General features: G+C 52.0%; 20 protein-coding genes. 6 read left to right on the forward strand and 14 right to left on the reverse strand.

All coding sequences use genetic code 11. The annotated features are described in order from the left end of the window. Positions 1–23: 23 nt before the first annotated feature. Positions 24–2,237 (reverse strand): DNA internalization-related competence protein ComEC/Rec2, encoded by a 2,214-nt coding sequence (locus BZG13_RS07140; protein WP_158074872.1) that lies wholly within the window; start codon positions 2,235–2,237, stop codon positions 24–26. A gap of 116 nt (positions 2,238–2,353) precedes the next feature. Between BZG13_RS07140 and BZG13_RS07145 the strand changes: the two genes are divergently transcribed. After that, positions 2,354–2,911: a DUF2062 domain-containing protein gene (locus BZG13_RS07145; RefSeq protein ID WP_077486092.1), complete on the forward strand. Its 558-nt coding sequence runs from the start codon at positions 2,354–2,356 to the stop codon at positions 2,909–2,911. 204 nt (positions 2,912–3,115) lie between these two features. Here the strand turns inward: BZG13_RS07145 and lolE are convergent, their stop codons facing one another. From lolE to BZG13_RS07160, 3 genes are read right to left on the reverse strand one after another with little or no spacing between them, the layout of a single operon-like run. Further along, positions 3,116–4,354, reverse strand: a complete 1,239-nt coding sequence (lolE, locus tag BZG13_RS07150) for a lipoprotein-releasing ABC transporter permease subunit LolE (RefSeq protein WP_077486094.1) — start codon at positions 4,352–4,354, stop codon at positions 3,116–3,118. After that, positions 4,351–5,040 (reverse strand): lipoprotein-releasing ABC transporter ATP-binding protein LolD, encoded by a 690-nt coding sequence (gene lolD / locus BZG13_RS07155; protein ID WP_077486096.1) that lies wholly within the window; start codon positions 5,038–5,040, stop codon positions 4,351–4,353. The genes lolE and lolD overlap by 4 nt, the downstream gene beginning before the upstream one ends. Further along, positions 5,033–6,220, reverse strand: coding sequence for a lipoprotein-releasing ABC transporter permease subunit (locus BZG13_RS07160; protein WP_077486098.1), 1,188 nt, complete (start codon positions 6,218–6,220; stop codon positions 5,033–5,035). Before BZG13_RS07160 ends, lolD begins: the two co-directional genes overlap by 8 nt. A gap of 194 nt (positions 6,221–6,414) precedes the next feature. Here BZG13_RS07160 and BZG13_RS07165 point away from each other — a divergent pair, with 194 nt between their 5' ends. From BZG13_RS07165 to BZG13_RS07175, 3 genes are read left to right on the forward strand one after another with little or no spacing between them, the layout of a single operon-like run. After that, complete coding sequence (locus tag BZG13_RS07165) at positions 6,415–7,008, forward strand: PilZ domain-containing protein (protein ID WP_077486100.1); 594 nt, start codon at positions 6,415–6,417, stop codon at positions 7,006–7,008. A gap of 4 nt (positions 7,009–7,012) precedes the next feature. Continuing rightward, a complete protein-coding gene (gene mfd, locus BZG13_RS07170) occupies positions 7,013–10,477 on the forward strand; it encodes a transcription-repair coupling factor (protein WP_077486102.1) in 3,465 nt (1,154 codons plus the stop codon). 28 nt (positions 10,478–10,505) lie between these two features. Then, positions 10,506–11,378 carry a peptidoglycan binding protein CsiV gene (locus tag BZG13_RS07175; RefSeq protein ID WP_077486105.1) on the forward strand — a complete coding sequence of 291 codons (873 nt, stop codon included), beginning with the start codon at positions 10,506–10,508 and terminating at the stop codon, positions 11,376–11,378. 130 nt (positions 11,379–11,508) lie between these two features. Here the strand turns inward: BZG13_RS07175 and BZG13_RS07180 are convergent, their stop codons facing one another. The 9 genes from BZG13_RS07180 to hinT form a co-directional block, all read right to left on the reverse strand. Next, positions 11,509–12,840 carry a DEAD/DEAH box helicase gene (locus tag BZG13_RS07180; protein WP_077486107.1) on the reverse strand — a complete coding sequence of 444 codons (1,332 nt, stop codon included), beginning with the start codon at positions 12,838–12,840 and terminating at the stop codon, positions 11,509–11,511. 236 nt (positions 12,841–13,076) lie between these two features. Next, positions 13,077–14,078: a cytochrome-c peroxidase gene (locus tag BZG13_RS07185; protein WP_077486109.1), complete on the reverse strand. Its 1,002-nt coding sequence runs from the start codon at positions 14,076–14,078 to the stop codon at positions 13,077–13,079. Between the two features lie 167 nt (positions 14,079–14,245). Beyond that, complete coding sequence (locus tag BZG13_RS07190; RefSeq protein WP_069362532.1) at positions 14,246–15,535, reverse strand: NAD(P)/FAD-dependent oxidoreductase; 1,290 nt, start codon at positions 15,533–15,535, stop codon at positions 14,246–14,248. 263 nt (positions 15,536–15,798) lie between these two features. Beyond that, complete coding sequence (gene ycfP / locus BZG13_RS07195) at positions 15,799–16,341, reverse strand: alpha/beta hydrolase YcfP (RefSeq protein WP_069362533.1); 543 nt, start codon at positions 16,339–16,341, stop codon at positions 15,799–15,801. A 181-nt stretch (positions 16,342–16,522) separates the two neighbouring features. Next, positions 16,523–17,386 carry a DUF6279 family lipoprotein gene (locus BZG13_RS07200; protein WP_131825393.1) on the reverse strand — a complete coding sequence of 288 codons (864 nt, stop codon included), beginning with the start codon at positions 17,384–17,386 and terminating at the stop codon, positions 16,523–16,525. Beyond that, entirely contained in the window at positions 17,387–18,250 is an 864-nt protein-coding gene (locus BZG13_RS07205) for a phosphotransferase (protein WP_158074873.1), read from the reverse strand. It abuts the gene before it with no gap. Then, a complete protein-coding gene (locus tag BZG13_RS07210) occupies positions 18,243–18,953 on the reverse strand; it encodes a hypothetical protein (protein WP_158074874.1) in 711 nt (236 codons plus the stop codon). The genes BZG13_RS07205 and BZG13_RS07210 overlap by 8 nt, the downstream gene beginning before the upstream one ends. 59 nt (positions 18,954–19,012) lie before the next feature. Continuing rightward, positions 19,013–19,390 (reverse strand): DUF1425 domain-containing protein, encoded by a 378-nt coding sequence (locus BZG13_RS07215; protein ID WP_069362537.1) that lies wholly within the window; start codon positions 19,388–19,390, stop codon positions 19,013–19,015. 27 nt (positions 19,391–19,417) lie between these two features. Next, on the reverse strand, positions 19,418–19,768 hold the full coding sequence (gene hinT / locus BZG13_RS07220) for a purine nucleoside phosphoramidase (protein ID WP_046073123.1): 351 nt from the start codon (positions 19,766–19,768) through the stop codon (positions 19,418–19,420). A gap of 203 nt (positions 19,769–19,971) precedes the next feature. Between hinT and BZG13_RS07225 the strand changes: the two genes are divergently transcribed. Together BZG13_RS07225 and BZG13_RS07235 are read left to right on the forward strand one after the other, a co-directional pair. Next, positions 19,972–21,327: a dihydroorotase gene (locus tag BZG13_RS07225; protein WP_077486117.1), complete on the forward strand. Its 1,356-nt coding sequence runs from the start codon at positions 19,972–19,974 to the stop codon at positions 21,325–21,327. A 635-nt stretch (positions 21,328–21,962) separates the two neighbouring features. Beyond that, positions 21,963–23,594, forward strand: coding sequence for an ABC transporter ATP-binding protein (locus BZG13_RS07235; protein WP_077486121.1), 1,632 nt, complete (start codon positions 21,963–21,965; stop codon positions 23,592–23,594). A gap of 160 nt (positions 23,595–23,754) precedes the next feature. Here the strand turns inward: BZG13_RS07235 and BZG13_RS07240 are convergent, their stop codons facing one another. Beyond that, positions 23,755–25,272: a fumarate hydratase gene (locus BZG13_RS07240; RefSeq protein ID WP_069362562.1), complete on the reverse strand. Its 1,518-nt coding sequence runs from the start codon at positions 25,270–25,272 to the stop codon at positions 23,755–23,757. Between the last annotated feature and the right edge of the window lie 225 nt (positions 25,273–25,497).

The following is a 25,497-nucleotide window of genomic DNA, read 5'->3' on the forward strand; positions in this document are numbered from 1 at the left end:
AAACAGACGGGCATTCTACTCTTTTACAAGTCCGCGTCCAAATATACTGGCCGACGTTTAAACATCTGACGATACCAATAATCGCTGCGGTCCTGCCGCCAACGTGTTAACTGCCAACCCGAGTCGACACCCTGCCAACGCACTTGGCCATTTGCCGCCGTATCAAGCCAAGTGATACCGGCGTTTTGATAGGCCAATTTCACCTCTGGTGACGGAAGCTGCCATGGGTTGAGAAGCCCAGTTGACGCGACGGCCCAAACCGGATCAACGGCGCGAATAAACGCTGAGGAAGACGAAGACGCACTACCATGGTGGGGCACCAAAATGATGTCACTATTAAGCGCCTGTTTATCGGTCAGAGACGCCAACAAATCAGCCTCTCCACTGGCTTCTATATCGCCTGTGAGCAGCAGGCTACGTCCATCGCCAGACACTCGGATTACACAGGAATCATCATTATCAGCACGCGCCTTTTGTGCTGGGGGCCAGAGTACCGAAAAGGTGAGTCCTTGCCAGCGCCAACGCTCGCCGGCCACACAGGCTTGATACCCAGCACGACGCTCACTGGCACGGCGCCACTGCGGTGAATAGGTATCAGACATAAACGTCGCCCCACCATCATGATCACTGTCGCCATGACTGAGAATGAGGCCATCTAACTGCCTGATTTGACGATGGGTCAGAATCGGTGCGATCACCGCTTGTGCAATACCGCCCACCTGCCAGCGGTTGCCCGTGTCATAGAGCACCGCGCGGTGATTCTTACTGATCAATACCGCCAACCCATGCCCGACGTCCAACACATCAATTTGCCAGTTGACCGGTTTAGGATCTCGCCAAGCTACCACGGCTGCGACCAGGACCAGCATCACCGCCTTTAAACGATGCCAACGCCAGCCGTATAACCCCCAAACGAGCACCGTCGCCGATATTGCCCAGCCTGCCGAGGTGACTGGGGCGGGTAACCAGGTATCCGCCGCCAGATCGGCGAGTGCCATCACTGGATGAAGGCTGGCATTTGCCCCACCCCATACCCAATCCGCAACCCAGGAAAGCGATAGACTCTCACTCAGCAGGCCAACAAAGACCAGTGGAACGGTCACCATTCCCACCCAAGGCACCGCCACGAGGTTAATGGGCGTGGCAGCGGCGCTGATCCCTGCAAATAATCCTAACTGCAAAGGAAGCATTCCTACCAATAGAATCAATTGTATGCCGATAAGCTGCTTGATAGGGCGAAGCCAAGGCCTTGTTTGTATTCGACCATCAGAGGCGGCATGGGTCAGCGTGTAATGCGCCATGCATAAGGCCCCCACAGCGGCAAACGAAAGCCAAAAACTCATTGAGAAACCGGCAAAAGGGTCGCGGAGCAATACCAATAATAAGGTTAACTGCAACAGATTAAGCGGGGAAATCCGTGCTCCCAAGCGTTTACTGATTGAGACCAGCATCAAGGCAATGAGCGCGCGTTGAGTGGGCAGTGCAAACCCGGCCAATGCCGCATAGAGCGAGGCCACCCCAATCGCCACGTACAAAGGCAGCCATAAAAACAGGCGTCGTTCCGGGAGAAAGACGCGCGCCCAACGGCCGATTTGCCACCCAATCCCGTAGGCCAAACCAATATGCAATCCTGAAATAGCCATCAAATGGGCTAAACCACTGTGCGTCAGGGTGTCCCAGTGCGCTGGAGTTAACCATTCCCGCTCGCCAAGGCTCAATGCTAATAAATGCGGCCCAAAGGCAAGCGGCGACAAAGCTGGGCTGAGTGTATCAAGTAATTGCTGACGCCAACTCACCTGCTCGGTTAGCCGCGTTGCTTCTTTGAGTCGGGCCTTGGCATGCACTCGCCGTGCAACGTAGTATTTTTCCGCATCAAATCCCGCCTCGTTTAACCGTCCGTAAGGGGGCTTAAACGTCACCACCAATTGCCAACGTTCACCTTGCTTGGGATAAGGGGGAGATTGCCAATAAACGCGCACTCTGGCTGAGCGAAAAGGCGGCAATCTTGTCTGATTAATTTTATCAACGTCAAAAATAATCGCTTGCGCCCCCGTTTTTGCGCTGAAAAGGGTGCCCACTGTCCCACTGATTGTAGTATCCTCTTGGTGTGAAATGACGTGGATCACGTCGGCTTGATACAAGTTTGCGGACAATACAGCCCAAGTGAGCCCTAACGCGCTTCCAGCAAGCCACCACCAACGTCTTTTCCACCCAACAACGAAAACGWTCACTGTCATGATGCAGACCCAAATTGGCGGTAACATTGGCCACCAAGGTAGCGACAGCACGGCCATTGCGGCAGTCAATGTAAAGGTCAGCGTCATTGCGTAATTTCCAGGTAATGTAAACAGGTATGCCTAAGAAGTTTTTCCAACGCTATATGCCCAAGCGCGAAACATTGCGCGACAATAAGGCACTCAGGGTGTTTGGTAGCCTGTTGCATGATCCCAACTTATGGTGCCTTAACCGCCGGTCGGCATCCGGTGCCTTTGCCGTCGGCCTGTTTATGGCATTTGTCCCCTTGCCCAGCCAAATGATCATGGCCGCCGGGCTCGCGATCTTATTTGGGGTTAACCTGCCGCTCGCCGTTGCGCTAGTATGGGTAAGCAACCCCATCACCATGCCTGTGCTTTTTTATCTCGCTTATAAGCTCGGCACCTGGATGATGAATAGTCCGCCGTACCCGTTCCACTTTGAACTATCGTGGCATTACTTGGCGGAGCAAATGAGCCACATCGGCCCCCCGTTTTTATTAGGCTGCGCCACCAGCGGACTGGTGATGGCTGTCATCGGCTATTTCGCTGTACGTGGCATATGGCGCTATTCTGTGGTCAGAAGCTGGGAAAAACGTAAATTACGTTTGCCCAAGAAAATAAAAGAAGTGTTGCCTAACCCAAACAAGCCCTCCTAAATCGTCCTGATTTAATCTACGCGAGGCATCAAACGCGACCAACCTTCGTCAGGCAAAAGTGCGATGCAATCGTCAGCCCCGCGTCTGCACATGGTATTCCCTTCAGGGGTCAGCAAGGCAGAGCAAAAAGAGCCCATTGTCGGGCTCTTGGTGTTAATACAATAAAGCGTATCAGTGATCACAGCATGCCAAGCGGCATAGCCACTATTTGGCACTCAACACCGCGGCAGGCTCGAGCTGACAAGCTCTTCGGGCGGGATACCAAGCGGCAAGCAAACTAAGCAGTATGGCAGTGATACTCACAAGCGCCACGTCCGCAGCATGCAGTTCACTGGGCAAGAAATTAATAAAGTACACATCCCCTGATRAAAAGCGATGCCCGAGCCACTGCTCGACCTGAGACAATATCGCCGTGAGATGAGTGGCGAGAGTGACGCCCAAGATACTGCCCAACACACTGCCTAAGGCACCAGAAAAGAGCCCATACCAAATAAAGATGCGACGAATCAGCCGATCTTCTGCCCCCATGGTACGCAAAATCGCGATGTCCGCGGCTCTATCTTTTACGGACATCATCAAGGTTGACACCACGTTGAAGCAGGCCACGCCAATCACCAGCACCATGACCAAATACATGATGGTTCTCACCAATTGGATGTCTCGATATAAATAACCGAACTCACTGGTCCAGTCTTTTAGATACACATAGGTGGTTAGCGTTTGGCCGACTTCATGCACAATCTGACGGGCCTGCAACACCGGAGACACCTTTAGAGACACACCGGTCACTGACTGTCCCATTTGCATAATAGATTGCGCGTCCTGAAGTCGCATCAGGGCCAATGAATGGTCAATTTGGCCACCAAGGCGTAACAGGCCTGCCACTTGCATTCTCACTCGCTTTGGGGCGCGTAATGCAAGTTGGCTGTCCGTCGCAGGGACCATGACCGTTAACCAATCCCCTTGACTAACGCCCAGCTTCGCCGCCACACCTTGTCCCAACACAATCTGCGACTGCCCGACTGGCAAGCTCTCCCAGCCACCTTCAATATAATCACCAATGCGACTCACGGTTTGTTCATCACTCGGATCAACCGCGCGAATTTTCGCAGGCTGTAACGCCGAGCCATGTTCCATCAACACCGTCAGCTCAACATAGGGAGCCGCAGCCTCGACATTGGGATGCTGCTCAGTCTGACGTTTGACCTGTTGCCAGTTATCGATAGGACCATTAACACCAAACACTTGGGCATGCGGTACCACAGACAGCACACGTTGATTCAACTCACGTTCAAACCCGTTCATCGCCGACAGGCCGACAATGATCACCATGACCCCCACTGCAATCCCGATCACTGACGACAAGGATATAAAGGAGACCAAACGGTTTCTTTGTCTGGCGCGACTAAAGCGACGACCAATGGCCAGCGATAAAGGCTTCATGCTTCCTCCTGCCCCAGCAACTGGCCGTCTTGCATGGTCAGTTGACGACCCAATTTTGCTGCCAGCTCACCGTCATGGGTTACCACTAAAAAGGCCGTGCCATGTTGGGCATTTAACTGGCGCATCAAATCGTAGATTTCGAGCGCAGTGGTATGATCCAAGTTGCCGGTCGGCTCATCGGCCAGTACCAACTTGGGTTCATTGACTAATGCACGTGCAATGGCCACACGCTGCCGTTCGCCACCTGATAGCYCTGCCGGGCGATGGCTGAGCCGGTGTCCGACCCCTACCGCGTTGAGCATGGCCGTCGCACGTTCAGACGCGGCGCTGTGGCGCATTTTGTTGATCAAAAGCGGCATCATCACATTTTCCAGCGCGGTGAAATCGGCGAGCAAATGGTGAAATTGATAAACAAACCCAAGCGTTTGATTGCGCAGCTTCGCTTGCTGCTTGGCCGTCATCGCATTGACCGCCTCACCCTCAATCCACACATCACCTTCCGAGGGCAAATCGAGCGTCCCTAAGGTGTGTAATAATGTACTTTTCCCCGAGCCAGAGGAGCCCACTATCGCCACCAGCTCTCCCGGGGCAATGGTCAAGGAAACATCGTTTAACACGCAGGTCGGCTGTCCGCCCTCTTGATACGTTTTACTGACGCGGTGACAGGACAACAAAGATTTACTCATAACGCAGTGCCTCAGCAGGGTGAACAGATGCCGCTTTAAACGCAGGAAATAGCGTGGCTAGCACACTTAGCACGACCGCTAAGCCTAATACCATCACCACATGAAAAGGATTAATAACCACAGGTAACGCTAGGCCGTTACCCAGCAGACTCACGCCAAAAATAGACATGATTTCATTGATGTATGCCGATAGGAGCACACCAAGTACGCCGCCTACCGCCGCGCCCAGCACACCACTCAAGCTGCCTTGAGCAACAAAGACAGCCACAATGTCTTTATCTTGCATCCCAAGGGTTTTTAGAATCGCGACCTCAGATTGCTTTTCCATGACCACCATGATCAGCGCGGAAATAATGTTAAAGGCAGCAACAATCACAATCAGGCTGAGCATCAAACTCATCATGTTCTTTTCCATTTTTACCGCTTGAAACAGCTCGCCACGCCACACACGCCAATCCGTCCAAGTACCGGGATCAGCATGTGTCTTTAATTGGGTAATGGCAAATGGATCATCTAAAAACAGGCGTAAGTCGTTGGCTTGAGACGGCGGCTCCCCACTGAGTCTCGCCACATCCTCAATGTTAGCCAGCATTAACTGCCCATCGACATCCGTGCCGGTATGAAAGATACCCGCCACCGTAAAGAGACGCTGTGCGGGGATCCGACCTATCGGTGTAAAGCGGCTGGCACTGGTTACCATCACGCGCACGGCATCCCCGACGCGAAGTTGTAACTCAGAGGCCATGCTACGCCCAATGATCACTTGATAGCGCCCGGCGGCCAGTGCCGATAATTCACCTTGCAATAAGTGGGCAGCCAAGGGCTCATGCGCACTGGGGTCGATGCCCTCTAACAAGCCAGCGCTTAAGCCTTTGCGGCTTTGAATCACGGCATCCGTGGTTTGTATCGGTGCCGTATCAATCACGTGAGGCCAACGCTCAATCGCGGTTTGATCTGGATGTGCTTGCCCATTGGCAATAATCGCATGGGGCAACACGCCGAGAATTCGGCCTTTCAGCTGAGCTTCAAAGCCATTCATCACCGACGAGACGGTGATTAACGCCATCACGCCAATAGCAATGCCTGCCGTCGACATCGACGAGACGAAGCGGCCAAAACGGTCGGCTGAACGGCCGCGTAAATATCGCAAGCCAATAAACACCGACAAGGGTTGAAACATAGCGCACCTAGCTTATTGTTTTGATTCGCTGCAAGCATACCTGTCCAATTGGGGCACGCCAAGCCGACCTTGTACGAAAGGCACCATTGTCACCCTAATTAACGCCTCACCGCCCCCAGAAACTGCGACTGATCTTTACCTCTTGCCACGGGTGCGTGATAATCATTAATACAACTGCAACCTAAGGCACAGTGATGAGCCAAGACGAATATTTTTCTGTGCGAGCGGCGATTCGCATTAATGTTGAGCCTCTTGCTGACAATCAAGCCCAGCCGGATGCTCAGGCTTTTACCGCCGAAATCCCGGCGCCTTTTCGCCTGGCGAGTCAATGCGGCCAGCTCGATAGCGACGTAGAAAAAGATTTAAAGGCTATCGATCCAGAGGATGCCTCTGCGTTATTCCGGGTGCTGCAGGCTCAGAACGAAAAAATGACACTGATGATGGGCTATATGCTCAGTCACGAAGATCAGCCCGATCATCGCTTTGTGACACACACCTTTGGGGCGAGCAGTTTTTCTTACCATAGTCATTCACCGCTTAAAAAAGGCGTGCATGCGCGCGTGAAGTTATTTCTCGATTATCCGCCGACGGCCATCTATTGCTACGGCGTCGTCACCGGGTGCGAGCCTGATGCCGACAGTGAGCAAGAAAATCCTGACTATGTGATCCAAATCCAGTACACGCGTTTAATGGAAGAAGACCGCGACACGCTCATTCGTGCGGCGCTGCATCATCAGCAGAAACTACTAAAAAAACGTGCACGAAACCGCAAACAATCAAGCAGTTAAAATCATGACCCAACAACCGCTCTATGCTTTTACGCTGCCCTCAGGGCCAGGCGATGTTAAACATCTCGGTAATCTATCAGGGGCTGCATTACCGCTAGCCATTGCCACGCTCACGCAGCAACACGCCGGCCCGGTGTTTCTTTTGGTGCCGGACAACCAAACCGCCGTGCGTTTGCAGCCCGCCATTCGCCAATTTACTCAAGGCCATTGCGACCTCTTTCCTGACTGGGAAACCCTGCCCTACGACAGTTTCTCCCCCCATCAGGATATTATTTCCGCGCGTTTGTCGTGCTTGTATCAGCTCCCTCATCAACAAGACGGGGTACTCATTGCGCCAGCGAGCACCGCATTACAGCGCGTGACACCGCGACATTTTCTCCATCAACATGCCTTAATGGTGAAAAAAGGCGATATCTTATCGCTAGAAAAACTGCGCGATCAGCTCACCGATGCGGGCTACCGTCATGTTGATCAAGTGATGGAGCATGGCGAGTTTGCCAGCCGAGGTTCGATCCTCGACCTGTTCCCAATGGGCAGTGACGAACCTTATCGTATTGATTTTTTTGACGATGAAGTCGACACCATTCGTCAATTTGACCCGGAAAACCAACGCTCAACCGGGGAACTGGAACACATCCAGCTGTTGCCGGCGCATGAATTCCCCACCGATGATGCCGCAGTAGAATATTTTCGTGGCCGGTTTCGCGAGCATTTTGAAGCGCGCCGAGAGCCAGAATCCATTTACCAGCAGGTAAGTAAAAAAACCTGGCCGGCCGGGATTGAATACTGGCTGCCGCTGTTTTTTGAACAAACAGAAACCTTGTTTGACCATTTGCCTGACAATACATTGGTGTTATCGGTCGGCGATATGGAAAGCGCCATTGATCATTTCCAAGCCGATGTGGCAAACCGCTATGATCAGCGTCGCGTCGATCCGCTTCGACCGCTGCTCCCCCCCGATGCGCTCTGGTTAAGCAAAGAGTCCCTGTTTACTACGCTTAAGCACTACCCACGCTTAAAGCTAGAAAGTGACACTGTCACTGAAAAAGCAGGACGAGAAAACCTCGATATTACGCCGCTACCAACGTTGACGGTCAATCATCAAGCCAAAGAGCCCCTTGCGGCGCTGCGCCAGTTCAGCGAGCAATTTGACGGCGACATCATTTTCTCAGTTGAGTCTGAAGGGCGACGCGAAGCGCTACTCGATCTCCTCGCCCAAGCCAAAATCCGCCCGATGGTGGCTGATGGCCTGCCCGAAGCCTTGTCGCAACCCAGTCGATTTGGCCTAATCATCGGGCCCGTTGATCAAGGCTTTATTGATAACACCCGCCAATTTGCGCTGATTTGTGAAAGCGACATGTTTGGCGAGCGCGCGGTACAGCAACGCCGCCGCGACAAGCGAAAGCAGAGTGTCAGCAGCGATGCGGTGATCAGAAGCTTGGCCGAACTAAAACCTGGCCAACCCGTTGTGCATCTTGAGCATGGTATTGGTCGCTACCAAGGCTTACAAACCCTGGAAGCTGGCGGGCTCAAAACCGAATACATGACGCTGGAATACCAACAAGGTGCCAAGCTATATGTGCCGGTGGGCGCACTACACTTGATTAGCCGCTATTCAGGTGGCGCGGAAGAGAGCGCGCCTGTGCATAAACTTGGCGGCGAGGCGTGGGAAAAAGCACGCCGCCGCGCCGCAGAGAAGGTGCGCGATGTCGCCGCCGAACTGCTTGATGTTTATGCCAAGCGAGAAACCAAACCTGGCTTTGCCTTTAGCCATGACAAAGACGCCTATCGCGCCTTCCGGGCGACGTTCCCGTTTGAAGAAACCAGTGATCAATCACAAGCTATCAACGCCGTGCTGTCGGATATGTGTCGCCCCATTGCCATGGATCGCTTGGTGTGTGGCGATGTTGGCTTTGGTAAAACCGAAGTGGCCATGCGTGCCGCCTTCTTAGCGGTTAATAACAGCAAGCAAATTGCCGTGTTAGTCCCGACCACCCTGTTGGCGCAACAGCATTTCGAGAATTTCCGCGATCGCTTCGCTAACCTTCCTGTCCGTGTGGAGGTGTTGTCACGCTTTAAGTCCGCAAAAGAGCAAAAAGCGATTTTAGCCGATTGTGAAGCGGGCAAAGTGGACATTCTCATCGGCACCCATAAGTTACTGCAATCGGATGTAAAGCTGCGCGACCTCGGTTTATTGATTGTTGATGAGGAGCACCGCTTTGGGGTTCGCCAGAAAGAGAAAATTAAGGCGATGCGCGCCAATGTAGATATTCTCACCTTAACCGCCACGCCGATCCCCAGAACACTGAATATGGCGATGAGTGGCATGCGCGATCTTTCGATTATCGCCACCCCACCGTCGCGCCGCCTCGCGGTGAAAACCTTTGTCCGTGAACGCGAAGACAGCCTGATTAAAGAGTCATTACTGCGTGAGATTATGCGCGGTGGCCAGGTGTACTTTTTACACAATGATATCGAGACCATAGAAAAAACGGCCAATGAAATCAGTGAAATGATCCCAGAAGCTCGCGTGACCGTGGCCCATGGCCAAATGCGCGAACGTGAGCTAGAAAAGATCATGAGCGATTTCTACCATCAACGATACAACGTGCTGGTATGTACCACCATTATCGAAACCGGTATAGATATTCCCTCAGCCAACACCATTATTATTGATCGCGCCGACCACTTTGGTCTTGCGCAACTCCACCAGCTGCGCGGTCGAGTGGGTCGTTCGCACCATCAAGCCTATGCGTATCTGTTGACCCCCCATCCTAAACGGATGACCAAAGATGCGGCAAAACGGCTGGACGCCATTGCCTCGCTCGAAGATCTCGGTGCCGGCTTTACCCTTGCGACTCAAGACTTGGAGATACGCGGCGCGGGTGAATTGCTGGGAGACGAGCAAAGTGGTCAAATCCAATCGGTTGGTTTCACCCTATACATGGACATGCTTGAGCAGGCCGTCGAGGCATTGAAAGAAGGCAAAGAGCCGAGCTTAGATGTATTGCTCAATGAACAAACCGACATTGAGCTACGCCTGCCTGCGCTGTTACCAGATGACTACATTCCCGATATCAATATGCGTTTATCGATGTATAAACGTATTGCCAGCGCCAAGTCCAATGATGATATCAATGAGCTGCAAGTTGAGCTAATAGACCGCTTTGGCCTGCTGCCTGACGCTACCAAGAATCTGCTTCATATCCAGCAATTAAAAATACGTGCTGCCGCATTAGGGGTGAAAAAGATCGAAGCCAGTGATCGTGGCGGCATGGTCGAGTTTCACGAGGACGCGCAAATTGATCCCGGATTCTTGGTCGGGCTGTTACAATCGCGGCCAGACAAGTATAAATTTGACGGGCCAACCAAAATTAAGTTTATCGAAAGCCTCACCGATCGACGGGAGCGGATGAACTTTATCGATGAGCTGTTGACTCAATTTGCAAGTCACCAACTGGTCGCATAATGGCTTGCCAAAGAAAACGGAGTAACCTGTGAAAAATCATTCATGTCACCCACCAGGCTGGCTAGCACGCTATACCAAGCAGAGCCTTTGGGCGTTGCTACTGATCTCACTTAGCCAACCGGTTTTAGCTAAGCGACTTTATGATGTGGAATTGATTGTGTTTAAACGCAATCAAAACCCGGCCAGTGTCGAAGAAAGCTGGCCCACTCAAGCGGATGCCACGTCGGTCAGCCGTGCTATTCCCGTCACTAACAATAGCGCGCTACAAAATGCGGGACTCACCCCGCTGCCACCCAGCCAATGGCAGCTGACCAATGCTTACAACAAACTCTCTAACCATGCGGGCTTTACGCCGATGGTGCATGTTGCATGGCGTCAAGATGACAGTGGCCGCGCTGCCCTGCCTTTGCTGCGTGTCAGTGCCGGAAAAGACTACCGCGACCGCTTTAATCCAGACGGCACGCCGGTGACCGCGCAACCCACCTCGTCAAGCAACACGGCGTCAGATAGCAAACAAGCGTGGGACGAGCAGGCACTGGAAACGACGCCTCCTCGCCAACCCCTCTATGAGCTAGATGGCACACTGCGCGTCTACGTCCAGCATTACTTGTTCGTCGAAGCCAACATGGTGCTACGAGAGCCCAGTGAGCGGCGCGCACTGGTTGAAGACGTGATCAATATGCCACTGCAAACCACAGATGCGCAGCAAGGTGCCTCATCACAGACAGATAACGTGCAAGTTGCAGGCCTAGAAAAGGTCGAGAAGCAGTATCACATTGAGCGCTTTTTGCAGCCTTACGCGTTCACGCACAAACGACGGATGCGCAGTGGCGAAACCCACTATTTGGATAATCCCATGATGGGCATGATTATTCAGGTGCGTAAAGTTCAGGATCAATAAGTCCCCCGACTGTCGGTGCGACCGATAAGCGTTAAAACAAGAAAGCCGGTGTGACCACACCGGCTTTTTCTTTTTACTACACCATCGAAGGCACGCAATCAGCATGCCGATGCCTACCCTTACGCCCCACTTATGATGGCGTTTTACTCTGTGAACGAGATGAGTTGGGCTTACCGCCACTTGGTTTGTGGGTATGGCGACGGTTTTTTCCCACCGGTTTGTGACCACGTGCATTGTCACCAGAGCGTTGACCATCCTGACGCGGTTTGTTCTTTTTCGGTTTCTTGGGCTTGATTGGGCGCGTATCAAGCTTAGACTCTGGCACTGGGTTCGTCACCGGAAAGTCCGCCAAGCTATGGCGCGGGAGAACCTTTTTAATCAAGCGCTCAATGGCAAACAAATCTTTGGCTTCATCCGCACACACCAAAGAGACCGCATTGCCTACCGCCCCCGCACGACCGGTACGACCAATACGGTGAACATAATCTTCCGCCACATGAGGTAAATCGAAGTTCACCACTTGTGGCAGTTGGGCAATATCAATACCCCGCGCCGCGATATCGGTTGCCACCAACACTCGCACGTCACCGGTTTTGAATTGTTCAAGTGCTTTGGTGCGCGCGCCTTGGCTCTTGTTACCATGAATGGCGGCGGCACTGACGCCGTATTCATCCAGATAACGTGACAAGCGGTTGGCACCGTGCTTGGTTTTGCTAAACACCAACACCTGTTGCCAGTTATTGTCAGCAATCAAAGAAAGCAGCATCGCGGGCTTTTTCTTTTTATCAACCGGATAAATGCACTGCTCCACCCCTGTCGCGGTTTGGTTCGCAGGGCTCACCGAGATCTCAACCGGATTATTCACCAGCTCTTTCGCTAGCTGGCGGATGTCAGCCGAGAAAGTGGCAGAGAACAGCAAGTTTTGCCGCTTGGCTGGCAACAACCCCAAGATCTTGCGGATATCACGAATAAACCCCATGTCTAGCATGCGATCAGCTTCATCCAACACCAGCACTTCCAGCTGAGAAAAACGCACCGCATTTTGCTGATACAAATCCAATAAACGCCCTGGTGTCGCCACCAGCACATCAGCCCCTTTGCGAAGCTTCATCATCTGCGGGTTTATCTTCACCCCGCCAAATACCACCATAGAGCTCAGCGATGTATGCTGGCTGTACTGCTCAACATTTTTATGTACTTGGGCGGCAAGCTCACGCGTTGGAGTCAGAATCAGGGTGCGCACGTGGTTAGGACGCGCGCGTTTACCTGCTTGTAAACGCTCTAAAATAGGCAAAGTAAAGCCCGCCGTTTTACCTGTACCGGTTTGCGCGGCCGCCATCACGTCTTGGCCTTCAATCACCGCTGGAATCGCTTTTTCCTGAATCGGTGAGGGTGTGGTATAGCCTTGCTCTTGTACGGCTTTTAATAGTGGTGCAGATAGTCCTAAAGAGGAGAAACTCATCAATTGATCTCAATAAATAAAAAATGTCGTCACAGGCCGCATGGCCCATCACTTAGGGTCATGAATATCAATATCGTGGTGTGAGAAAAACTCGGCGTCAGGAGGGTTGCTCTAGAAGTGATATCAATAATCTTGATTGCGGGGCTATTGTGACGCCTTTCATGTCAGGCGGCAACCACTATCATGCAAAATGCCAGCTCATTCCAGTGCTAACCGGCACGAGCTGGCAACATCACTTAATCGTCAAACGGCTGAGGCACTGGGGTATCAGCGTTGGAAGGTGGAAGTGTCGGCAAGTCAAAGCTCGGCTGATCGCCAGTCAATGTGAGCAAGAACGCCACAATCTTCGCATTTTCATCATCGGTAAACTTACGACCTAATTGCAGACGCCCCATAATGTCGACCGCCTCTGTTAACGTTTGCGCTTCACCGTCATGGAAATACGGATAGGTTAATTCCACATTACGTAGCGTCGGCACCTTGAACATAAAGCGATCCGCATCTTTACCCGTGACCGCGATACGCCCTTCGACGGGATTATCAGTTTGATAAGGCTCAAGCAAGCCCATTTTCTGAAACGAGGTACCGCCTAACGCACTGCCGTTATGGCATGCCACGCACCCTGACTCGACAAACAGACGATAACCCGCCAACTCATAATCACTGATCGCAGAATCATCCCCCATTAACCACTGATCGAAAGGAGAGTTGGGCGTGACCAAGGTACGCTCAAACTCGGCAATAGCATCCGTCACGTGATCAATCGTGATCTCCGTGACACCAAACACTTGGTTGAATTCACGCACATATTGCGGAATGGACTGCAGAACATCGATGGCGAGCACATGGTTCGACGCCATCTCTCCTGGGTTCGCGATCGGCCCGCCGGCCTGCTCTTGCAAATCAGACGCGCGACCGTCCCAAAATTGAGCAATAGACAAGCTAGAGTTCAAAACGGTAGGCGAATTAATCGGGCCTTGTTGCCAATTATGACCAATCGACGTTTTTAGGTTATCACTGCCACCCATGCTGAGGTTATGGCAGGAGTTACATGAAATGAAGCCAGACTTAGATAGCCGTGGGTCAAAAAATAGTTTCTTACCAAGCTCGGCTTTTCCGATATGGATCTCTTCTGGCGGGGTAATAGGCGAGACGGGTTCGTTGCGGGGTAATGCTGATGCAACCTGACTCGCTATAAGTCCGGTAGCGACAATAACCGTCGTAATGATTGAACGCATTGCTCCTCCTGATGATATATTTTTATTTAGTCACCACTAATATAAAATAGTCACCCATCAAGACTTGTGCGAACGTAATATCTAACTTTATTGACTACGATCAATAAGACCGAGGCATGCCTCGGTCTTATTGTTTAGTTTCGCGGAGCCTGATGCAGGCGCAACGTTTAGTGCAACTTTAGACTTGGACGCAACACGCGGTTAATCCGTCCAACCAGCATCATCAAGCCAGTTTTGACATAACCGTGCAAGGCAATTTGGTGCATCCGGTATAGGGAGATATAAACCATGCGAGCAATCCGGCCCTCGATCATCATCGAGCCTTTGGTCAGGTTACCCATCAAGCTACCCACGGTAGAAAAGCGGCTGAGTGAGACTAAAGAACCGTGATCTTTAAACACATATGGTTTCAGTTCACGCCCATTCAACTTCGCCACAATGTTACTAAAACAGCGACTCGCCATCTGGTGAGCAGATTGTGCACGCGGCGGTACTTTGCTGCCGTCTTCTTGTGTACACGCTGCGCAGTCACCGATCACAAAGATGTTCTCGTCACGGGTGGTCTGCAGAGTGTTGTTTACTTCGAGCTGATTGATACGGTTGGTTTCTAAACCGGCAATATCTTTCAAAAAGTCAGGGGCTTTAATGCCTGCCGCCCACACCATAATATCAGCGTGGATGCGCTCACCTTCTTTGGTTTCCAACCCTTCCTCATCGGCCTTGGTGACAAAGGTATTGGTTTTTACCTTCACACCCAGCTTCAATAACTCCTGGTGTGCGGCACTGGAAATACGTGGCGGCAGCGCGGGCAAGATCCGCTCACCGGCTTCAACCAAGGTCACGTTCAGTTTCGAGTTCTCTAAGTCACGGAAACCGTAATTACGCAACTCTTTAATCGCATTGTGGAGTTCGGCAGACAGCTCCACCCCTGTCGCGCCCGCACCCACAATGGCAATATCCACACTGCCGTCACCGTGTTTCGCGTGTAAGCGCATAAACTCGTTATTCATCTCACGACGGAAACGATGCGCCTGCTTGGGGTTGTCGAGGAAAATACAATTATCCCGTACCCCTGGCGTGTTGAAATCGTTCGACGTTGAGCCAATCGCCATCACTAGGATGTCGTATTCCAGCTCACGCTCAGGCATCAACAGCTCATTGTTTTCATCATACATGGGCGCGAGCGTGATCACTTTCTGGTCACGGTCAATGTCCCATAGCGTGCCCATTTGGAAATCAAAGCCATGGTTTTTAGCGTGGGCACGATAGCTCAGTGCATCGACACCCTCGTCCATTGAACCGGTTGCCACTTCATGCAGCAATGGCTTCCACAAATGGCTACTGTTTTTATCCACCAAGGTGATCTCTGCACGACGTTTGCGGCCTAACGTGCGGCCCAGCTTGGTTGCAAGCTCAAGCCCGCCTGCACCGCCACCGACAACGATAATTTTGGTCACTTCTACATCCTTACCTAACTAAAAAAATACACGCTAGCCGCCCACCGGCGACTGGCTAAAACTGGCACTCATTGGCATTTTGTCAGTAACTAACAACATCTATTGCGTATTTTGCGTTCTTTTTTGTTGTGTTGTTCGTCAACGCGCGGCTCTATTTTGCCGTAAAACGACAATTACTTCGAGCCTTGTCTGCGCTTAATTAATGGATAACATGTAGGAAAATTACACCAAATGCTCGCAACACTAGGGTTACGAGCATGGCATTAGGCCGATTGTTTAAACTGGGCAATGGCTTGTAGGTGGGCGGAGAGATTTTTAAATTTGTGGCTTTGTTTTTCATCCCAGCGTACGGGATAAAACGGAGAGAGCAAATGGTAGCTACGTTGGCTATCTAACACTTCATCTTCTCGCGACAAGATAACTAATGCACGCTGCTGATTACGTTGGCGAAAGTCAGTCACGCATTTAGTGGCGATGTCTTCATACTCCTCTGGGCGGTCGATTTTGCCCTGCATGTTTTCATAAGGATGGAGGTTGGGGTTAATGATCACCTGCTTGATACCACACAGAAAGCCAATGCGCTCAGACCAATAAGCCCCCAAGCCGACACCGCAGATCAAAGGGTCTGGATCGCTACTGGCGTCAATTTGAGTCTGAACCTGTTTCAACAGATGTTGCATATCGTGCTTAGGGTGCATGGTGCTGTAGTTGATGGTGCGCACATCGTCATCGACAAACTGAAGCTGCAGCACTTTTTCATGGTTGCCGGGGCTGGTGGCATCGAAACCGTGAAGATATATGATCATGTAAAGCCATCCTTGGTTATCGCGGAGATGTGACCCTTATCAATAGCATAGCCCTCCGGACAGAAAAATGAGCAAGATCACCCTAAAAATAATCAGGGTATTGACCCGCCACGATGTCGGCACCTCGTCGCGATAATAAGACAACGCGACCCGCTCCAGCAGACATTGCGAGAGGTAAGGATCAACGGCTCATGTCTCGAAGACGCGTTTGCCACTCATTGAGGCTCTCGACTAAGCGGTTGCGTTGCGCGTCATCTAAACTGCGATCCAGGCGCAACAGCCAATCAAGCCGCCGCGAACGATATATCGCCATTTCGGTTTCGGTCTCTGGTCCGGCTCGCCACGCCACCACATCGTCCACCCATTGCGACAACGCCGCTTCGGTATCAATCGATTGTCTGTTATTGATAATGTTGAACAGACGGCTGACTAACTGCTCGCGTACATGACGGAATGTCGGCATCGCCGCTTGTTGGTATTGCGCCATTTCGGCGAACAGCGGCTGCTGATCGCGGTCGGTATCACCCACCCACTCTTCGGTATCTTCTTCTAAATCATCCCGCTGATAGGCCAACTGCTCATCCTCCGAACGCTTGGCACGACGCTGGGTGGCTTGTTCAATTTCCTCTTCCATCCACTGCGTCAGTGCTTGCGCTTGCTCATCGTCAAAACTATCCAGTAAACGTGCGGTGGCGGGAACAAAAGCCTGTAACGTCGCGCGAATTCTCTCTTTCACCGCGTCTTGATGCGCGCGCAACTGCGCCATCGTCTGCCGCTCGGTACTTTGTGTGGCGATCAGTCCTAAGCGCTCGGCAATCGCCGGTAATTCGTGAGTGCGGTGCCATTGTTGAATCTTATCGAGATCGGCTTTGACTTGGCGGGACTGCTCGGGGCGCAAATTAACAATATCGTCAATGTAGTAATGAATCCAAAACGGCAAGGTGTTATAGGCCAGCTCTGTGGTACAGCCCACCAGCAAGAGCAAACAGCCAGCTAACCACCCTGTTCGACAACCTTGTTTGACCATCCCTTCCTCCGTGTTCAATTAGCCTCGCCTTTGTACCGCCAGCTGTTCAAAAAGCTGATTAGCCGCCTCTTTATAGGCCGGTAGCCGATACAATTTGGCACCTACCTCATACCAGCATAGCGCCAAATAGTCGGCAAACGGCAACCACGCCAACACGCGCCTGCGCACCGCCTCCGTCGCTTTTATCTGTTGCTGCGCACAGTAGGTTTCAATCACCGCATCAGGCTGTAGGGCATTGGCACGACAAAACAACGCAATATCAAGGTGCGCATCGGCCGTACGTGCATATTCCCAATCGAGCACGACAGCCCCACGCCTGGGCGTCATTACAACGTTGTAAGCGCCCAGATCCATGTGACATACCACCGGAATATCGCCCTCCGTGGCAGGTCGCTGCGCGATTGCCCAGGCTTTAATATCCGCTAGACGATGCACGTTCGCGGCTGATAGCTGCTGCTCGTAATGCTGGCATTGTGCATCAACCGATGCGGTTTCAAGTTCAACCGGTAGCTGGTGTATACGAACCAACAAGTCAATTAAGATCGCTGCTGGATCATCGTCGCGCTGATCAAGTGGTTGACCGCTCACCCAGGGCACCAGCAAGCCTTCTGCTAACGGCACAATCGGCTGAAGTGCCAATCCATGATTGGCGGCCAAAGATTGTGCGCTAGCTTCACGCGCCCGATCGATGTCAAACGCTCTGACTGCTTGGCTATTAGGACGCCATACACTCTGTCCACCTTGAGAGTCCGTCAAACGCAAACATCGATTGGTCAAGCCTGCTTCCAGTGGCTCAACCGCCGTAATCTGGGTAGGTTGCGCGTAATATCGGCTTAGCTCGGTGTTAAGCTTGGCCTCTAGCGCTGGTGCCCAATCACTCACTGACAAACGTCTCAACCCCTTGCCACGCAATCACACCTGAGTGTAAGTCCATCAGTTGCAAGCGCAGATGATAGGGGCTCCCCGCCGTTATTTTGCCACTTAGCTGGTACTCAGCCCCCAGCATTCGGCCATATTGAACAATGGTAGAGGGATCCACCAATGCTTGATTTTGCGCCAGCCCAAGGGATTGACGTACCGCTTGCACTCTCGTCTCAGGCACTGGCGTAATGCGGCCAGCACTCACTAACCCGGCTTTAAGTTGCTCGGAGTACGTCTGTGTCGGAAAGTAGGTGTTACTCAGGTTTTGAATGGGCTGCACGAGGGTAACGGGTGACGATTGCAGAGGCTGGCTTTCAAGTAGTGCACTTACCGCCGCATGCATTGCCTGATCCAAGCTCAGATGTGGCCGACCAGAGGGGGTGGTTGTCTGTGGGCTCTGCGCACCCGGTTGATAAACCGGTTGTGTGCGTGGCGCACAACCCATCACGGTCAATAAGAAAAACGTCACGACCAGTGTGGTGAACAGTGAAGGCTGTCGCAGTGAATACTGTCGCAGCGAACGCTGTCGCAGTGAATACTGTCGCAGTGAATACTGTCGCAGTGAATACTGTCGCAGTGAACGCTGTCGCAGTGAACGCTGTCGCAGTGAACGCTGTCGCCCCGCCGACGGCATGGATAAACAAGCAAAGCGGACAAGTGCCATTGTTATTTCCTCAACAATAAGTAAGAGCCTGGCTGATGATCTCGGCGTAAAGAGACACGCTAGTGAACAATCACCATGCGGTACTGGGTCGCGCTCGCGGTCGGCATCCGAGTATTGATACGTTTAGAGGCCTTCGCAGGCAACGAAATACGCTGCCACTCAGACGGCGAGGCCTCCACTTGCAGCCCTTGTTTGTCGTACCAATAAAAGCGGTAACGCATCCACTGGGAATGCTGGCTACGATTGATCAGCGTCAAACAGGTTTGTTGTATGGTCTTCGCACCGGCACACGCCCGCCGTTTAACGTCGAGTACCTGTGCCAGTGTATTATCCGAATAAACCACAGATTGTCCTGGCGTGATAGAAAGCGATGGCTGGCCGGTGGCGCACCCAGCCAACAGGCTAAGGGTTGCCAGCAAACACAGCCATTTACCCATATATCACCCTCTTAACGCTTATCGTGACTAGCCGACCACCATCGGCCCCAACGCTCGGCCTCCGACTAGATGCATATGAATATGGTAAACCTCTTGCCCACCATGTTGGTTACAATTCATGATCAAGCGGTAACCGTCTTCGGCAATCCCTTCGTCAGCGGCTAATTTTTTCGCCACCGTAATCATACGTCCCAGCGCAAGCTCATCATCGGTATCCACATCGTTAGTGGTCGGAATCAACTTATTGGGCACCACCAAGATATGCACAGGGGCACGCGGGTTGATATCGCGAAAGGCGGTCACGAGTTCATCCTGATACAAAACATCCGCGGGGATTTCTTTACGAATGATTTTGCTAAAAATTGTTTCTTCCGCCATGGTTCACTCCCTTTTATTGTTGTTTACCGCGCCAAGTATGCGGCAGCCCTACTTGAAGGGCAATATGCTGACAATGCTAATGTACAATAATTGCGTCAACATTCGGTTAAGACTTGATTAATCTCCCTAAACAATCAGGGGCTGAATCAAGTAATCGATTGCGTTACTATAACGCCCATGCCTTGACATGTAAGGATCACAGCATGACCACCCTATTATTTAAGAATGTCTCCGTTGTCAACGAAGGACAGATTGTTGAAACGGATGTCCTGGTTGAAAATGGCCGAATTAGTCAAATCGCCCAAGATATCAGTGCTCCCGCAGCGGCCGATTGCCGCGTAATCGATGCCACCGGCAAGCACCTCCTCCCAGGAATGATTGACGATCAAGTGCACTTTCGTGAGCCAGGCTTCCCGAAAAAAGGCACCATCGCTACCGAATCCAAAGCCGCGGTCGCGGGGGGCATTACCACCTACATGGAAATGCCTAACGTCAACCCACCCACCACGACGCTAGAGGCACTGGAAGAAAAATATCAACGCGCCGCGCAATCCAGCCATGCTAACTACGCGTTTTACTTGGGCGCGACCAACGACAACATTGATGAAATCCGTCGTTTAGACCCAAATAGCGCCTGCGGAGTAAAAGTGTTTATGGGCGCCTCTACGGGCAATATGCTGGTCAATGACCCAGAGACACTCAACGCCATTTTTGCTGACTGTCCCACGCTCATCGCCACCCACTGCGAAGACACTCCCATGATCAGCGAGCTCGAGAGCATCTATCGCGAAAAATATGGTGAAGACGTGCCGATTGACGCCCATGCCCATATTCGCTCCAAAGAGGCATGCTTAAAATCCTCACAGCTGGCAGTCAATCTCGCTAAAAAGCACGGCACACGCTTACACGTACTCCATTTAACCACGGAAGATGAGCTGTATCAGTTTGAGCCTGCCAAAACGCTCGAAGCTCTGCAGCAAAAGCAGATCACTGCGGAAGCCTGTGTCCATCACTTATTCTTTAACCGTGATGATTACGCGACCAAGGGCACGCTGATCAAATGTAACCCAGCGATCAAAGAAGCTCACCACCAGAAAGCGCTGATTCAAGCGGTCAAAGACGGTGTCATCGACGTGATTGCCACCGATCACGCCCCTCACACCTTTGAAGAAAAACAAAACAGTTACTTTAAAGCGCCGGCAGGCTTACCACTTGTCCAACACGCGCTTCAAGTGGCGCTTGAGTTTTATCATCGTGGTATCTTCGATTTGCCTTTGGTGGTGCAAAAAGTCGCACACGCCCCTGCAGTTCGCTATCAGGTGAAAGATCGTGGCTTTATCCGTGAAGGCTATTGGGCCGATTTGGTGCTGGTGGATCTCAACCAAACCCAGACGGTTGGTCAAGATAACCTCTTCTACCAGTGCCAATGGTCACCGTTTGACGGCCACACTTTCGGCTCTAGCATTGATATGACCATCGTCAATGGCCAAATCGCCTTTGAGCACGGTCAACACAGCGACGAACGCTATTCAACGCGCCTTGAGTTTGACCGTCAGTAAGTCATTGAACATGCGCGCGACCGTGTGTCGCGCGCATCTTGTCTCTCCTTCCCTTTAAGCCACATAAGCTAACCGCACTGCTCGGTTCACTCAGCGTCTTCAGCGCGAATCAGCCATAGTCACCCCCACGAAAAGACAGATATTTCACTGTATAAAACGTAAACAAGGGTGTTTTTGTCTGACAGCTCAAACTCTGGCATCACAAACCTTGCGCGCAATAACGATTTGCTTTTATATCCGAATCGTATATTGTGTGGGTGATATATGGATATTCACGCTGCTTGGTTTCAACACTGGATGATGTTGAAAAGCTGTGTTCGCAAGGAGAGGTAACCTTAAGCGTCTTTCGGTTATCGCGACACTCGTATCCTACCTCTTCCACTGGCGCAAGCTGTTCATCATGCCTGTTTTGGCCTTTGATGAAACGCCCCAGCTGGCTGATATCCGCATCAGGGCGTGCATTGTGGCTGCGGCCAACAATGACCAACCCAACACGAATGACGGGCGTTTGCGTATCAATCGCAGGCGACCATCCAAATCATCGAGTCTCTACCGCGCCAACGATACTGAGCGCATTCAGTGTCAAAGGCTGTTGGTGAACTCGTGACGTCGAATAATCAACCAGTGAGGTGATGATGTCTTCATCTGCTTCTAAGCCACTTCTCAGTGTCGAAAACCTGAGTGTGTCATTTACCACCAACGACGGCATGGTCGATGCCGTTAAAAATGTTAGCTTTGACATCATGCCCGGTGAAACCGTGGCAATCGTTGGTGAATCCGGGTCGGGAAAATCGGTTTCTAGTAGCGCCGTGATGGGGCTGCTCCCCAATAACGCACTGGTAAAACCGGCCTCTAAAGTGACCTTTAACGACACCAATGTGTTGACGCTGTCCACCAAGCAAATTCAGAAGATGCGCGGCGATCGTGTTGCCATGATCTTCCAAGAGCCGATGACCTCGCTTAACCCGTACATGCGCGTTGGTGAGCAGTTGACCGAAGCGATTCAATGTCACCATCGCACCACAGCTGAGAAGGCAAAACAGCGCATCATTGACTTGCTCAATCTGGTTCACTTGCCTAATCCAACCAGCGCGTTAGAAAAGTATCCGCACGAGTTTTCTGGCGGTCAGCTTCAGCGCATCATGATTGCCATGGCACTGGTTAACGAACCAGATTTGTTGATTGCCGACGAGCCAACCACCGCGCTTGATGTGACCGTGCAAGCGGAAGTGCTTAATCTGATTGGCGAGCTTCAGCAAAAAATGGGCATGGCCATCATGTTTATTTCGCATGATCTCGGCGTGGTTAAACACCTGGCCGATCGTGTGGTGGTCATGTGCAAGGGCGAAGTGGTCGAGACCAACGACACCCAAGCTCTATTCGAGAACTCACAAAAAGATTACACCAAGATGCTGATCGACGCGGTGCCACGTGGCCGTAAAGAAGCCTCGCAGGACGATGCAGAAAACTTGCTCACCGTGGATAACGTCACCATCAAGTACTTCTTGGGGGCAGACTTCTTTGGTGGCAACAAACGCTATTTCGAGGCGGTCAGTGATATCAGCTTATCACTGCGTCGCGGCGAAACCTTGGGTATCGTCGGTGAGTCTGGCTCAGGCAAATCAACCCTAGGCCGCGCCATTATGCGCCTGTTGCCCGTCGCTGAAGGTCGCGTTTGCTTTAAAGGCCAAGATATTCACGGGATCAAAAACAGCGAGAACAAAGCACTCTGCCGCGATATGCAGATGGTTTTCCAAGACCCGTTTGGCTCTTTGTCTCCACGTATGACAGTCGGTGAAATCGTTGCCGAAGGCCTGCGCACGCACTTCCCCGAATTGAGTAAAAAAGAGCGCTTAGATCGCGTGAAAGATGCGCTGTATGAAGTGCGCTTGGATAGCTCGGCAATTAACCGTTATCCTCATGAGTTTTCAGGCGGCCAGCGTCAACGTATCGCGATTGCGCGTGCCCTGATCCTCAACCCAGCATTCATTCTGCTCGATGAACCAACGTCGGCACTGGACCGCTCCGTACAGCTGACCGTGATCGACTTGCTGAAAGATATTCAGAAGCGTCATAACATCGGTTATCTGTTTATCAGCCACGATTTGAGTGTGGTTCGTGCCCTCTCCGATCGGGTGATGGTGATGCAAAAAGGGAAAGTCATGGAAGCGGGTACCCCAGAAGAAATCTTCCATCACCCACAAAACGAGTACACGCGTAACCTGATTGCTGCCTCGTTCGACCTGGCGGAAGAGGAAGTGGCCTAGCCCACGCTGTAACGTCTTTACGCGTTACTCCATCTGATAGACAAAAAATGCGCCAAATTGGCGCATTTTTTAATGGTTTCTATCCACTTAAACGCTGCCCGACGCAACGCCCTCTCGCTAACGCAAGCAGACGTTGGACCGAACAAACCAAGTTAGTGGATTAATCATCCATTTCGGCGATCTTTACCTTCCAGGTGTCTGGGCCAATCTGATGCGCATTTTGTCCTTGTGAGTCGACAGCCACCGTGACTGGCATATCTTCGACGTCAAATTCGTAGATGGCTTCCATTCCCAAATCTTCAAACGCCACTACGCGTGCATGCTTGATCGCTTTCGAGACCAAATAGGCTGCGCCGCCAACCGCCATCAAGTACACGGCTTTGTGGTTCTTGATTGACTCAACCGCCGCCGAGCCACGCTCCGCTTTACCAATCATGCCCATCAAGCCGGTTTCGGCGAGCATCATGTCAGTGAACTTATCCATACGGGTCGACGTGGTAGGGCCTGCGGGGCCAACCACTTCATCACCCACCGCATCAACGGGGCCCACGTAATAGATAAAGCGACCATTAAAATCAACGCCCTCAGGAAGGCCTTCGCCATTGCGTAGCATTTCTTGCAAGCGCTTGTGTGCGGCATCGCGTCCGGTCAGAATCTTGCCTGATAACAGCACGGTTTCACCGGTTTGCCAGCTTTGCACGTCCTCTTTGGTGACCGTGTCGAGGTTGACACGACGTACATTATCACCGACTTCCCAAGTGACTTGCGGCCAGTCGTCCAATTTGGGTGGCGCCAATTCGGCAGGCCCGGTGCCATCAAGTGTAAAATGCACATGGCGTGTGGCAGCACAGTTCGGAATTAAGCACACAGGTTTAGACGCAGCGTGCGTTGGGGCGGTTTTCACTTTTACATCCACCACCGTGGTTAAACCGCCTAGCCCTTGGGCACCGATGCCCAGCTTGTTCACACGATTGAAAATATCGAGGCGCAGCGCTTCATCGGCATTGCTTGGACCACGCTCGATAAGCGCTTGAATATCAATGTGCTCCATCAGTGACTCTTTGGCTAACACCGCGGCTTTTTCTGCCGTGCCGCCAATGCCGATACCCAGCATGCCCGGTGGACACCAACCCGCGCCCATTGCAGGCAAGGTTTTTTCTACCCACTCGGCAACATCATCCGATGGGTTAAGCATCACCATTTTGGTTTTGTTTTCAGAACCACCGCCCTTCGCGGCAATTTGAATATCCACAGTGTCGCCTGGCACCATATCAATGTGCACCACCGCTGGGCTATTATCACGGGTGTTTTGACGTTTGCCTGCCGGATCAGCCACCACAGAGGCACGCAACGGGTTGTCAGGATTGGTGTACGCACGTCGCACCCCTTCATCCACCATTTGCTGCACCGTCATATCGTGGCGGTCCCACTGCACCGCCATCCCCACTTTGACAAAACAGGTCACAATGCCCGTGTCCTGGCAGATCGGGCGCTTGCCCTCGGCCGACATGCGCGAGTTAATCAAAATTTGCGCGATAGCATCTTTCGCCGCTTGGCTTTGCTCCTTGTCGTAGGCTTTTTCAAGGGCTTGAACAAAATCAAGGGGATGGTAGTAAGAGATATATTGCAGGGCATCTGCAACGCTTTCGATCACGTCTTGCTGTTTAATAGTGGTCATCATTGCCTCTGGTGTCATTTGCAGGACCCAAAGCGGGTATCCAGTGTTGGGGAGGCCTTCCCCTCGTTATTATCGTTTGGCTAGGCAGTTTTACTGCTCTGTGATAGAGAAGTCGATGGTTGACAGCAACCTCGCTTCGTCTTTTATTGTTGCTCGTGCCGGAAAAGGCCTAGCTATGATACGCTTAGCGCTATCTGCGCGCCACACGGCGTCTCAACCGTGATC

The sequence above is a fragment of the Salinivibrio sp. ML323 genome (assembly GCF_001995745.1).
GTDB classification, from domain to species: Bacteria; Pseudomonadota; Gammaproteobacteria; order Enterobacterales; family Vibrionaceae; genus Salinivibrio; species Salinivibrio kushneri.